Origin of the sequence: Psychrobacillus antarcticus (assembly GCF_029533155.1) — a bacterium.
GTDB classification, from domain to species: domain Bacteria; phylum Bacillota; class Bacilli; order Bacillales_A; family Planococcaceae; genus Psychrobacillus; species Psychrobacillus antarcticus.
The window spans coordinates 41,637-54,368 of sequence record NZ_JAIZDB010000009.1; the positions used below are offsets into that span (position 1 = coordinate 41,637).

At 37.1% G+C, this 12,732-nt stretch carries 11 protein-coding genes and 2 pseudogenes; 6 read left to right on the forward strand and 7 right to left on the reverse strand.

Going from position 1 to position 12,732, the window contains the following annotated elements:
- Nucleotides 1–38: 38 nt before the first annotated feature.
- Genes menC through LDK52_RS06640 form a run of 4 tightly spaced genes read right to left on the reverse strand, consistent with a single transcriptional unit; the run spans nt 39 to nt 3,964 of the window.
- Complete coding sequence (gene menC, locus LDK52_RS06625) at nt 39–1,148, reverse strand: o-succinylbenzoate synthase (RefSeq protein WP_277585166.1); 1,110 nt, start codon at nt 1,146–1,148, stop codon at nt 39–41.
- A gap of 1 nt (nt 1,149) precedes the next feature.
- Complete coding sequence (locus LDK52_RS06630) at nt 1,150–1,974, reverse strand: GNAT family N-acetyltransferase (protein ID WP_277585167.1); 825 nt, start codon at nt 1,972–1,974, stop codon at nt 1,150–1,152.
- Between the two features lie 5 nt (nt 1,975–1,979).
- Nucleotides 1,980–3,107 (reverse strand): M20 peptidase aminoacylase family protein, encoded by a 1,128-nt coding sequence (locus LDK52_RS06635; protein ID WP_277585168.1) that lies wholly within the window; start codon nt 3,105–3,107, stop codon nt 1,980–1,982.
- The gene (locus LDK52_RS06640) at nt 3,104–3,964 is read right to left on the reverse strand and encodes a MurR/RpiR family transcriptional regulator (RefSeq protein WP_277585169.1); all 861 of its coding nucleotides are present in this window, start codon (nt 3,962–3,964) and stop codon (nt 3,104–3,106) included. Before LDK52_RS06640 ends, LDK52_RS06635 begins: the two co-directional genes overlap by 4 nt.
- A gap of 189 nt (nt 3,965–4,153) precedes the next feature.
- Here LDK52_RS06640 and LDK52_RS06645 point away from each other — a divergent pair, with 189 nt between their 5' ends.
- On the forward strand, nt 4,154–5,407 hold the full coding sequence (locus tag LDK52_RS06645) for a Y-family DNA polymerase (RefSeq protein ID WP_277585170.1): 1,254 nt from the start codon (nt 4,154–4,156) through the stop codon (nt 5,405–5,407).
- Between the two features lie 274 nt (nt 5,408–5,681).
- Here the strand turns inward: LDK52_RS06645 and LDK52_RS06650 are convergent, their stop codons facing one another.
- Nucleotides 5,682–6,482 (reverse strand): helix-turn-helix domain-containing protein, encoded by an 801-nt coding sequence (locus tag LDK52_RS06650; protein ID WP_277585171.1) that lies wholly within the window; start codon nt 6,480–6,482, stop codon nt 5,682–5,684.
- A 252-nt stretch (nt 6,483–6,734) separates the two neighbouring features.
- On the opposite strand from LDK52_RS06650, the gene LDK52_RS06655 reads away from it, so the two are divergent.
- Both LDK52_RS06655 and LDK52_RS06660 read left to right on the forward strand, forming a co-directional pair.
- On the forward strand, nt 6,735–7,205 hold the full coding sequence (locus tag LDK52_RS06655; RefSeq protein ID WP_277585172.1) for a DinB family protein: 471 nt from the start codon (nt 6,735–6,737) through the stop codon (nt 7,203–7,205).
- Between the two features lie 17 nt (nt 7,206–7,222).
- A complete protein-coding gene (locus tag LDK52_RS06660; RefSeq protein WP_277585173.1) occupies nt 7,223–7,633 on the forward strand; it encodes a VOC family protein in 411 nt (136 codons plus the stop codon).
- A gap of 560 nt (nt 7,634–8,193) precedes the next feature.
- Here LDK52_RS06660 and LDK52_RS06665 read toward each other — a convergent pair.
- Nucleotides 8,194–9,550: pseudogene (locus LDK52_RS06665) on the reverse strand (IS3 family transposase).
- Nucleotides 9,551–9,795: 245 nt separating this feature from the next.
- Here LDK52_RS06665 and LDK52_RS06670 point away from each other — a divergent pair.
- From LDK52_RS06670 to LDK52_RS06680, 3 genes and pseudogenes are all read left to right on the forward strand, one after another.
- Entirely contained in the window at nt 9,796–10,089 is a 294-nt protein-coding gene (locus LDK52_RS06670) for a sigma factor (RefSeq protein ID WP_277585174.1), read from the forward strand.
- Between the two features lie 15 nt (nt 10,090–10,104).
- Nucleotides 10,105–10,311 (forward strand): annotated as a pseudogene (locus LDK52_RS06675) (RNA polymerase sigma factor); the annotation flags it as partial.
- Nucleotides 10,286–11,137, forward strand: a complete 852-nt coding sequence (locus LDK52_RS06680) for a hypothetical protein (RefSeq protein ID WP_277585175.1) — start codon at nt 10,286–10,288, stop codon at nt 11,135–11,137. The pseudogene LDK52_RS06675 and the gene LDK52_RS06680, both read left to right, overlap by 26 nt.
- A 328-nt stretch (nt 11,138–11,465) precedes the next feature.
- On the opposite strand, the gene LDK52_RS06685 is transcribed toward LDK52_RS06680, so the two are convergent.
- A complete protein-coding gene (locus LDK52_RS06685; RefSeq protein ID WP_277585176.1) occupies nt 11,466–12,452 on the reverse strand; it encodes a diaminopimelate dehydrogenase in 987 nt (328 codons plus the stop codon).
- Nucleotides 12,453–12,732: the final 280 nt, after the last annotated feature.

Here is a 12,732-nt window from a genome sequence, read left to right on the forward strand (position 1 = left end):
GTGAAGCGCCCACTTTAAGTAAAGGGACGCTTATTCGTTTATGCTTTAAAATGGAACTGTTCCACAGTGTAACGATCCATTGCTTCAATATTCGGTTCATATCCAATACCGTAGCCAGTAGGAACCGTAATATATCCATCTTCGGCTACTACTTCAGGAGTAATTACATCTTCCTCCCAATAGCGGGAAGAGCCAGCAGTATCACCAGGCAATATAAAGTTTGGTAGTGTCGTTAAAGCTACATTATGAGCACGCCCTATCCCTGATTCTAGCATTCCACCACACCATACAGGGATGTTGTTTTCCATACAGAAGTCATGAATTTTTTTCGATTCGGTTAAGCCACCAACACGTCCGATTTTGATATTAATTATTTTTGTACTGCCAAGTTCAACAGCTTTGCGTGTATCTTCCAACGAGTGAATGCTTTCATCTAAACAAATAGGCGTTTTTAACTCTTTTTGCAATTTTGCATGATCAATAATATCATCAGAAGCTAAAGGCTGTTCAATCATTGTCAAATTAAACTCATCTAGTTGTTTTAGTACATCTATATCATCTAATGTATACGCAGAGTTCGCATCTGCCATAAGGGGAACGGTAGGAAAAGCTTCTCTGAGTGCTTGAATTACATTTATGTCAAAGCCTGGCTTTATTTTAACTTTTATTCTTTTATATCCTTCCGCTACATAACCACGAACGAGTTCGATTAAATCCTCTGTACTTTTTTGGATACCAATACTAATACCGACTTCAATTTTTCCTGCTGTTCCACCAAGCGCTTCTGCTAATGTCAACTTATTGCGCTTTGCATATAAATCCCAAATTGCTCCTTCAACAGCTGCTTTCGCCATATTATTCTTGCGAAGAGGAGCAAATAGGTCATTAACTTCATCAGGGTGTGTAATCTCTCTATCCAATACTAAAGGTATTAAAAAATCTCTTATCATATGTAAATTGGTCTCGAGCGTTTCTTCGTTATACCAAGGTGAGTGAAATGCTGTAGATTCCCCCCAACCTGTATTTCCGAGTTCATCTGTTACTTCTAATAGAAGGAATTCTTTATCTTGGAAAGTGCCAAAACTTGTGGTAAAAGCGGATTTCATCGTCATTTTCATTTTACGAATATTTACTTCTTTAATAAGCATATTATTTCTCCTCTGTTTCTAATGGTATCGTTGATTTTTGAACAAATTGATAATAGTTAACTGGTTCATCTGTTTTTCGCACGGAAACGATTGCATAACCATTTGAAAATAATGTTTGGATAATTTTTCGAATTTGCAAACGCCATTTTAAAGCTATTTCAGGACTTACAGTTTTCATCGTTTGAAATTGCTGGGGAATAGGAACTTCATAACCCTGTCCTGATGGCTCAAATAAATCTGGTTCAACTAAAACAGGTAGATTTTCTACAGAGATAACAGTTTGAAATGGGTTTTCAAAAATAATTGCATGTGGCATCCATTTTTCCTGCACACGTTCACTTGTAATTCTCCATTCAACTTGCAAGCGATCGGTTGGTAAACCGGCATTAATCCCCCCTGTCATTTCCCCATAACAGTTCTCTATATACGTGTCTACGACTCCATAAAGCTTCGAAACATTCAAAAAGGCATTGCGACTTTCTAGTGGGTCGAATGTCCAAGTGATTAGTCTATATCCCATTTCTTTTGCAACTATAAGCTGCTCATCTTTTAGCATTTTACCGATGCCTTTTGCTTGAAAATCTTGGTGAATACCCAGCATATGAGAGCATAAATATGTTTCGTTGTTTTTATAACCAGGGAAGCCATAAGAAAACCCGACTAATTTTTCACCATCAAATGCTCCAATGATCAATCCGCCATTTTTAACTGCTGTAAGCGTTTGATGGGTAGGAATTGCGCCCATGCCCCAAACGGTTTCTTCTAATTGTTGAATAAGGAGCATTTCTTCCTTTGTTTCTAATACACGAATGTCAATCTGGGCCATTCTCTTCACCCCTCTTTTTGGAAAGTACCGATAACGGTCTTCGTAAGAATCTCAATACCAGTTAATATACTATCATGGTTAAACGACATATTGGGATGATGTAGTCCAGGAACTAAATCACACCCTAATCCTAGCATTGTCGTTTTAATGGAAGGTCTTTTTAACGTATAAAAGTGAAAATCCTCTCCTCCTGGAGTAACGATTGGAGGGACATAATGATCTTGACCAATCGTATCAATAATTGCCACTTTCATAAATTCTACTGCTGTTGCATCATTCTCTGCTGCAGCAATTTCCGTTTCAATATGAAAATCTATCGTACTATTATTTAAGAATGCAACAGATTGAATAGCATGTTCCACTTTCGCGATTAACTCATCCATCGCTGCATTTGTTTGCGCTCGAACATCTATACTAAATTCTGCAGTACCAGGAATGATGTTGGCAGATTCTCCACCTGCTTGAAATTTTGTAAGCTTTGCAGAATAAGACATCATTGGGTCTAGGTAAATACCTTGAATAGCTTGCACAATTTGTGCGCCAACTTCAATCGCGTTGATGCCAAGATGTGGTCTTGCACCATGTGCTTCCATCCCGTGAATTTTACCGACAATTAGTTTTGCTGCACCATGTAAAATGGCGGGGGCAGCATAGCCGTTTCGAAGTTCTTGAATAGGGCGAAGATGAACACCGTACAAAAAGTCGATATCATCTACTAAGTCTTTTTCAATATAAGAAAGTGCTCCTGTACCTTTCTCTTCCGCTGGCTGAAATAATACTTTTAATGTCCCAAGTTTGGGAATACCTAGTTTCTTCAATAAAAGCAGAGTTCCTATAGCCATCGTCATATGCGCATCATGACCACAGGAATGGTTTGCTTTAAACTCGCCATCCACTTCTTGCCAAAGGGCGTCCATATCTGTTCGAAGTCCTACGCAAGGTTTTCCACTACCGACCGTAACTACTAAGCCAGTGGAGTCTTCAAAAGTAGTTACATGAAAACCTTCCTGTACTAAAAAGTCTTTCAAATACTCGGTTGTCGAAAACTCTTTCCAGCTAATTTCAGGATTTGCATGAAGATGTTGAAATACTGCTTCCACAGTAGATTTTATTTCTAATAATGCTTGTTTCATGTTGAATCTCCTTCTTCCTCGAATAGAAAATGACTCGGTATAGTTTCATACAATGTTTGCCTTTTTATAAAATCCTCTTTTTGCTCCACGATTAATCCTGCAACAATCGCGTTCATAAATGAAAAGAGGGGAGAGACAGCATCTAATGTTGATTTGTTTGCTGCATAGATAGGGAATAATACATCACTATACATGTGAATAGGAGCAAGGATGGAGTCACTTATTCCTATAATGTATGATTTTTGCTTATGTATAAGCTCGGCTAATTGAATTGTTTCTTTCAGATAGCGATGGAACGAAATAATTATGACGACAGAATTTTCATCCATTTGTGAAATAGTACGGATAACATCTTCCGTTTCAGGTCGCATAAAATGGACATTTTCTTTTACTAGTCCTAAAGAAAATGAAAGCCAATTTGCAGCGGAATAGGAAGAGCGAAGTCCTAGTACATAAACGGAGTTTGCATTGGATAAATGCTGAATTGCAGCATAATAAGCATTTTCTTCTATTTGATTCATCGTTACTAAGATAGATTCCCGGTCCTGTTCCATTACTTGTTTATGGAAGCTGATATCCTTTGGAATGTCCAATTTTGCTTGCTGATAAGTGGATAAACTACTTTTTGTTATAAAAAATTGCTCACGAACTAGTTTTTGGAGTTCCGCAAAACCAGAAAAGCCCAGTGAATAGGCAAAGCGAATAACTGTAGATTCACTTATCCCTATTTTAGAACCCAACTCAGTCGCGGAATATAAAGCAATATCATTTGGATGATCTAGCACGTAGTTCGCTATTTTCTTTTGACTTTTAGACATAGTACTATATTTTTCACGTATTAAATCTAGTAATAACAAAGTATATTCTCCTTTTTTGAAGGATTCACGTTATTTTATATAATTTATGAAGTTTTGACTTCTTTTTGTTGTTGTTTAATTTATCATAATATTCTGCTCCTTGCAATGTATTATTTCTTTATTGAATAAGAACCTGCGTTCGTGTTATATTATAAAGAACATACGTTCCTTAAGAGGAGAGTGAATAATATGTATGAAGGATTAATAAACAGAAAAATTATATGTATTGATATACGAAGTTTTTTTGCAAGCTGTGCAGCAGCAGATGCAGGTCTGGATGTCACGAATACTCCGATTGCAGTCATCGGAAATTTGGAGCAAAAAGGAAGTATCGTGCTCGCTGCATCTCCACCTATGAAAAAACTGTTTGGTGTAAAGACTGGAACTCGCTTATTTGAAATACCAGATCATCCTTCGATTCATCTGATCGAACCTAAAATGGAATTTTTCGTTCGAGTATCGATGGAAATAACGCGCTATTTACATCAGTTCGTGCCACATGAATCGATTCATGTATACAGTGTTGATGAGTGTTTCGTAGATCTTGGAGGTACAGAAAAGCTTTGGGGACCCATTGAAAACACGATAAAACGTATACAAGATGAGCTATATGCTCAATTTCAGTTACCATGTGCGGTTGGAATGGGGCCAAATATGCTTATGGCTAAGCTGGCACTTGACCTAGAAGCGAAAAAAACTGGATTTGCTAAATGGACGTATGAAGACGTTCAGCATAAATTGTGGCCAGTAACTCCATTAAGTGAAATGTGGGGGATTGGATCTCGGATAGAAAAAACGCTAAATAATATGGGGATTTTCACTGTTGGCCAATTGGCGAAAACACCACTAAATCTGCTTGAGGAAAAGTTTGGTGTGATGGGAAACCAACTTTATTATCATGCGTGGGGGGTAGATATATCCAAGCTTGGAGCCCCTCTCGCAGAAGGGCAAATTAGTTATGGAAAAGGCCAAATATTATTTCGAGATTATCGCAGTAAAAAAGAAGTCATGGCAGTCGTTTTAGAAATGTGTGAGGATGTAGCTAGACGAGCGCGTGAAGCAGAAATGGTTGGCAGAACGATCCATTTATCCGTTGGGTATAGCAAAGACGCATTTGGTGGAGGGTTCAATCGATCTCGTTCTATTGATGAGTCGACAAATGCCACAATGACCATTTATAAAGTGTGTGAACAAATTTTTGATGAATTTTACGATCGCCGCCCTGTTCGAAGGTTGTCCCTCTCGATTACCAATTTAGAACCGGAGCATTCGATGCAGTTAAGCTTGTTTGAAGAAAATAAATGGAAAGAACGAAAGCTCGGAAAAACAATGGATGCCCTTCGTACTAAATACGGCTCTACTGCAGTTTTACGTGCAGTATCTTACACAGAAGCAGGCACTGCAAGAAAGCGTGCAGGGTTACTTGGTGGTCATAAAAAGTAAGACAATGATGTTAATTTTTAATAATGCTGGTATTGGTCGCGTAGCTCCAACAGAAGTGTTAGAGTACGCATTGGCGTGGAAGTATTAACGCCAATGCGACGCGGGCTTTTACGGGCAGCTGACTCCCCCTATTGCTTTGTTACTTGAGCCTAGCCCTGAAGTGGGAGTATTACTGCCCGTTAACGCGGGACAAATATTCTTAAAATGACTTCCGACTCCGGGAGTCATTTTTTAATGGATAATCAAAGTTGGCTGATGTTTATTTATTCTTCGGTTAATCCTCTAATTCATCGTAGAATTCAAACAAGTCACGTTGGCATATTTTTTCGAAAATACCTGCGTAATAACCTGCAAGATTACGAACTTTCTTCTTTTTTGATACATGCAATAAAATAGTCAATGCCTGGTAACCAACTTGTTCATAGAAATCCTTATGCTGAGGGAAGCAATTAATGACACGATAAGTTAGGCTTCTGTAAACACCATACAATTGACTTACTGTCCTTTGGTCTTTTCCAAGCATAGAAAAAATAGTCGATTGGAATTGTTGATAGAATGTACTAGTATTTTTATTTATTGAGTTATCCACAGGAATTGCAGAGGTAACAATTTCGTTAGAATACGTATTATGTAATAATTCTTTTTTAGGGCTTAAAGAATAATCGGTTTCTTTTTGTGAAAAATGCTCTTCCGTACTTGAAACTACTGATGTTTGAGCCTCTTCACGACTGATCATTTCCGATTGATCATCAAAAGGCAAAATGATTAAAATATTAGCGCCATAACCCTTTGTAACACGTCGAATAGTGGAGATTCTCTTAATGATATGAAGGCTTTCTAGCTTGCGTAACGAGCGACGAACAGTCGCATCCGATTTATTTATCGCTTGAATCATTGTTTCCACCTTCAAATGTGCAGCACCCGGATACTTACAAGCATACTGCGCAAGCAAAGATAGCACGGCACGATCCGTATCATTTAACTTATAATAATTCTCCGTTACATGGGACCTAATATGTGAATCCATTTCTGGAACAGTGTCAAAAACTTGGTAAGTCTTTAGATGAATAGTCAATATATTTTCCCCCTTGATTTCGAAATAATTTTTGCGATTAGTCAACCGCTTCGCAACCATTACATAGAAGAAAATAGGGAGAAAGGATACAAATATAAAAATAAATATTGATATACTTTGCATAATCAGACCTTTGAAAAAATGACTTCCAAACACGGAGGTGATTTTTAATATCGAGAAAGGGAGGGATTAAGAGCGTTCAGGGAGAATACATGTAAGAGCAGGAGTTAAATGAAACTAGGGGGAGTAGTATTGGAACAAACAATTTTTCAGCATATGCAGGTAGTACGGGGAATAACAGAAAAATCTATCCTACAAATACCTGAGGAACTAGCCGATATTGTTCCAACAGGATTTACGAATAATATTCGTTGGAATTTCGGTCATATAGCGTACATACAGGAAAAGCTTGTATTTGGTGTATCCGGAGAGAAGATGACTCTTCCAGAAGCATATGAAGTATTTTTTAGTGCAGGTACGAAACCAGCTGATTGGATTGGAACTCCACCATCTCTTGCAGAAATTTCGGGGGAACTGATTGGACAAAAACAGCGAATTACAGATTACTTATCTGAAAATCTACGGAAAACATTGCCGGAGCCATTCACTAACAAAGCCGGGATTACATTTCACACACTTGGTGAAACATTCCTATTCAGTTTCTATCACGAAGCATTACACATGGAAACGATCAAAAGAGTTTATCGAGCGATTAAAAACTAAAATCAGGAGGAACTAAATTGGAATATGTGTTAGATCACGTTGGCATTGCGGTTAGAAATATTAATGACGCACTACCCTTTTATCTTCATGTTTTAAATGGAGTAGTAGAGGACCGATACACAAGTGATACACCTGGAGTTGAAGTACACGTCGCCGTTGTCCGAACGAATGATAAAGTAATTGAATTACTAGCACCAACGAACAAGAACTCGCCAATGGCTCGGTTTATAAAGCAGCGGGGAAAGGGCGTACATCATATTGCCTATCGAGTAGATGATTTGGACAAAGCAATACTCGATGCAAGTGAAAATGGAATCCGTTTTTTAGAGGACACTCTTCGTACTAACGCCCGTGGAAGAAGGCTTATTTATATTAATCCGGCATCAACTGATGGAACCCTGATAGAACTTTGTAGTTATAAAAATTAAAAAATGCTCAAAATCTATAAAATTACAAAACAAAAGAGCCTTTAGAATACTTATATGGAGTTTTGAGTTTTTGGAATTAACATTTTCGGCATTCAACAGTGGACAGCAATTCAAATTCACATACAAGCAAGATTAAACTAATTTTTATGCCTTCCGTTATTTTCGTATTCTGAAAGAATTAACAAGAGACGATATTGAAATCCTTATTGGTAAATTAAGAGAGGAAAGAGATGTCACCGGATTGACAAGGCTCGCATACGACCCCGCTTTTTACAAAATAGAAAATTCAAGTTTTGAATCCTGGTTGAAGATTCTCATCTTGAACATCACTTATATAGCATCCGATTATTTTATTGACGTACTAAGTGAACACAACCAACAATTACTATATCAACTTAGATACTATGACAATTGATACTATTTAGTTGAAATAAAAAAACTGTCGAGGACAAGAGTGTTTTCGCAATAAAGGATATTTTAAAAAACTCATTGAAACAACGGCTGCTTTAGTTATACATGACCATCATTTTGAACTGACCCAATAAAGTTAGACAAATAATTTAAGCAGCTTCTAAGATCTGCGTTCGGTATTCAACCGGGCTCAGGTCTTTTAATTTTGCCTTCATTCGCTTGTGATTATAATACTCCATATATTCTTCTAATTCCTTTTCAAAATGCGCCATACTCTCAAACTCTTGTAAATAAAACAGTTCAGACTTTAAGAGGCCAAAGAAATGACTGCGTTATCTAAACAGTTCCCTTTACGAGACATACTCTGCGTAATTTGATGTGCTTGTAATGTCTGTTGATATTTTTTCATTTGATAATGCCAACCTTGATCGGAGTGAAGGATGACTTCGTCTCCTGGCTGGAGGCGCTGAACAGCTTCGTCTAACATATCTCCTACAAGTTGGTAGACCGGTCGATTCATGACTTTATATGCGATTATTTCCCCATTACACAAATCAAGAACAGGTGATAGATATCGCTTTTCTCCAAATAGATGGAATTCAGTAACGTCAGTTACCCATTTTTGATTCATTTTCTCTGCCTTAAAATTACGTTGTAATACATTAGGTGCGATTTTCCCGAGGTTTCCTTTATAAGAGCGATACTTCTTAATACGGACCTCACATTTTAAACCCATTTCATTCATCAAGCGGTTGATGGTTTTCGGGTCATGTATAAAGCCGTATTTTTGCAGTTCTTTCGCGATGCGACGGTAACCATAACGTCCCTTATGTTCGTGATAAATAATCTTGATTGCTTCTTTTACCGCTTCATATTTATCGGCTTGATCCAATCGTTTTTCCCAGTAGTAATAAGTACTGCGTGGAATGTCAGCGACTTCAACTAAATCCACGACCTCATATTGTTCCTTTAGTTCAAAAACTACTTGCGCTTTGATTTTGTTTGTAATTTTTCCTGCATCTGAACTAAAGCGTTTAACTTTTTTAAATAAGCATTTTCCATTTCTAAATGTTTGATTTTTGCTTGTAGGGCTTCCATAGAGTCTTCGGCAGGGATGGATTTTTCTGGTTCAACTTTTTTCGTTTCTTTTTTCATAGATGGACGCTCCTTTTTCTTTGGTTCTAGCGCGTCCAATCCTTTTGTCTTAAGCAATTGATCCCACCGATAAATGATACTCGGAGAAGAAATATTAAATGTGCTTGCCGTTTCTAGAAAAGACGTACCTGTTTCGTTCATAAAATTAAGTACGTCTAGTTTAAACTCAGATGAGTAGCTTGTATAGCATTTCTTAAACCCTTTTTCACCCTGTACTTCAAATAATTTCACCCAAGTAATGACTTGAGATTTAGCTACGCCAATGCTTTCTGCAATAGTTTGATAGCTTTCGTTTCCAGTTAAATAGCGTTTTACCGCTTGTAATTTAACTTCTAATGTATATTTAGACATAAAAACACCCCGTAAATGTTAGTTGGTGTCTAACATTTACGGGGCAGTTCATTTCGATGGTCTATTTTTATGTTAAAATATCAAGAAGATTTCGAAGATACAATGTGAAATATTACACTAAAACTAACATATCGCCACACCTCCGACATGTGTCCTCCTTTGAATTTATTTAGTCTTTTCACTCATTTTTGAAACAGAAATTCCTATTGCTCCGTCTAACATATAACAATAAAAGGAGTTGCCCTATGACCCGACTTGAAAAATTTATATATGATCATGGTGATGAGTTGTTGAGACTTGCTTATACATATGTGAAAAATAAGCAAGTTGCGGAAGACATTGTCCAAGATGTGCTAATAAAAGCATTTGAAAAGCAAGATTTGTTTCGTGAAGAGGCCACGTATCGTACGTATTTGTATCGAATGACGATAAATCGCAGTTACGATTATTTGCGAAGTTGGCATTATAAAAATACGATTATGGGAGAAAAAATTCAGCATTTATTTAGCCGATCGACAGAGCAAGATATCGTGACGTAATCAGAAAATCGTCTACTCGCACAAGCCGTTCTTTTATTACCGCTGAAATACCGTGAAGTCATTGTACTTACGTATTACTTAGAATATTCGTCAGAGGAAATTGGAACGCTACTAAATTGTTCACCGGCTACGGTGCGTACAAGGCTTGCGCGTGGTCGTAAAAAACTTAAATTGGTGCTTAAGGAGGACGGCTTTGATGGAACGATTGAAAACTGGTATTGATGAAGTGATTGGCGAAGAATTGTGGATGACGAAGGAACTTGCACGAAAAATGGCTGAACCGAGAAAAACAGCGACTCGCACGCCGGTATTTGCAATGATAGGCATAGTTTCAATCGCTGCATTGCTTCTTACGATTACATTATGGGCAACCCAACCAGGGATTCTAAGTGATACCACAACAAAAGCACTTGGAGACCACGGAGAGCTTTTTAACACCTATTTCGAGGCAATTGATGCACTGGATTCAGAAGCGTTAAATTTAGTAGCATTGCCGGCATATGGTGGGACTGTGGATGAGCTGTCTGAAAAGTATGAAAATACGGATTTCTCGACAGCAGAATTTCTACGGGAGCTTGACGGCATCATTTGGATGAAATTTATGGTGATGAATAAAGAAGGAGAAAAATGGAACGATGTTGTGACGTATTACCAAATTGTTGATGGAAAAATATATGAATCAGTTTATAATCAACCCTTTTATATATACGAGCGTTTTGATATTGAAATAGCTCAGGCGCAAGCCATTTTTGGTTTCGGTGGATATAGTCATAATAACAATCAGTCTGTGGCAATAGATGAAGGGGAATTGCTGGTGAGTGGCTCTCGTTCACGTAATAAAGTAGAGTCAGCCATCGAGTTATACTTAAAAGAGATTGGCAAGGAAAATGTGTTTAAACATTTCCAACAACCTCGACTTATCTACAAAGATAATGGAAAAGTTTTATGGTTATCGGCAGATGGATTTGACATCGTCTTTACGAGAAAAGGCGAGCGTATTTTAGTGGATAACCAAGGCGCCGAATATTATCAGCAAGGAAGATACTAACAAAACATGTCGTCCAGTCTTCGTGTTCTTGATAATTTAAAAGCTCACGAAAACTGTGAAGACCTATTAAATGGCAATACTGCGAAGTATTTCACTTAAACTCACGAATGCTTTTGTTAAAAATTCGAATATCGAAATAATAATGGCTTAGTTCTCCTTAAGTGAGAACTAAGCCATTTATGTGTCAAAAATATAGCTGGTTACTATGTTAATTGAAGTGGTAATTTACACAGTAACATTTTGTTAATTCGTAAGTTATTTTGAATGTTTGTAACACTTAACTGAACGGGTTACTTATCAAAAAAGGAGTTGTTTCTACAATAATTTCTTATAAATAATCTCTTCTTAATTCTTCTGATGAACGTGGTGAAATATAACTAGGTGCAATATCCAAAACTGTTTTCGCACCAAACTGTTTTTCCTCATTTAATCGATAAGCTGCTCTCGCGTAAGCTACTAATACACTTGCAGTGAATTCAGGATTGCTTTCTAATTTAAGTGAAAATTCATAAATTTGTTTGTTGCCAGCTCCCGTATTTCCACCTCGGATGACAAATCCGCCATGTGGTGCTTTGGAATGATCGCGATTTAATTCTTCTTCTGAGATAAAGTTTACTTCTGTATCATAATCAGCGAAATAGTTGGGCATTGTTTTGATTTCATTCTCAATTGCTGTTTTGTCTGCACCTTCTTCAGCAACAATATAGCAAACGCGGGTGTGCTTTTCAGCAGTTTTTAGTTCAGGATTTGCACCACTGCGAACTTTTTCGATTGCGTCTTCAACTGGAATGGTATATTGTACACCATTTTTTACCCCATTTAACCTTCTTACCGCATCCGAGTGTCCTTGGCTCAATCCCTTCCCCCAGAAAGTATAGTTTTCACCATTCGGTAAAATTGCATCTGCCATGACTCGATTGATGGAGAATAAGCCTGGATCCCATCCTACAGAGATAATTGCAGTTGTATTATTTTTCGTTGCAGCTTCATTTACAGATTGATAAAATTCAGAGATTTTTGCATGTGTATCATAACTATCTACAGTGTTGAACATGCTTGCGAAGTAAGGAGTTTGTTCTGGTAAATCTGTTGCAGATCCCCCACAAAGTAACATCACGTCAATTTCATTTTTATAATCACTTGCTTTTGAAATATTTACCGTTTTTACATTGGGCTCATTAATATTTAAGTCTTGAGGATCTCTTCTAGTGAAAATTGCTACTAACTCCATGTCTGGAGTTTGTTTAATCGCATCAATTGCACCTTTTCCGAGATTACCATATCCAACGATGCCTAGTTTAATCTTTTTACTCATTTAATTATCTCCTTATTCTTTACTGAATTTTTTAGTGAAGAAAATGAATCTAATCCATAGCAGATGCTAACTATTTATGCATAGATTCGCTATAAATTTACTAATGGTTTCCTTTATTATAAGTGTATTAAATATTTTTTGTAAATAATATTTAGATTTTTGGGTTAGATCTAAAAAAGAGATAGTTTTATCCTAGTCTAATACATGTTTCGGTTCCATGTCAGTGATTAGCAGTAATAATAAAGCAACAGGTCATATCGGCATGCTTCAGTAACAAATC

What these genes read in the sequence shown, in the direction of transcription:
- LDK52_RS06635 (WP_277585168.1), bottom strand. Translation starts at nt 3,107, where the DNA reads ATGAAACAAGCATTATTAGAAATAAAATCTACTGTGGAAGCAGTATTT.
- menC (WP_277585166.1), bottom strand. Translation starts at nt 1,148, where the DNA reads ATGCTTATTAAAGAAGTAAATATTCGTAAAATGAAAATGACGATGAAA.
- LDK52_RS06645 (WP_277585170.1), top strand. Translation starts at nt 4,154, where the DNA reads ATGTATGAAGGATTAATAAACAGAAAAATTATATGTATTGATATACGA.
- LDK52_RS06670 (WP_277585174.1), top strand. Translation starts at nt 9,796, where the DNA reads ATGACCCGACTTGAAAAATTTATATATGATCATGGTGATGAGTTGTTG.
- LDK52_RS06680 (WP_277585175.1), top strand. Translation starts at nt 10,286, where the DNA reads ATGGAACGATTGAAAACTGGTATTGATGAAGTGATTGGCGAAGAATTG.
- LDK52_RS06685 (WP_277585176.1), bottom strand. Translation starts at nt 12,452, where the DNA reads ATGAGTAAAAAGATTAAACTAGGCATCGTTGGATATGGTAATCTCGGA.
- LDK52_RS06630 (WP_277585167.1), bottom strand. Translation starts at nt 1,974, where the DNA reads ATGGCCCAGATTGACATTCGTGTATTAGAAACAAAGGAAGAAATGCTC.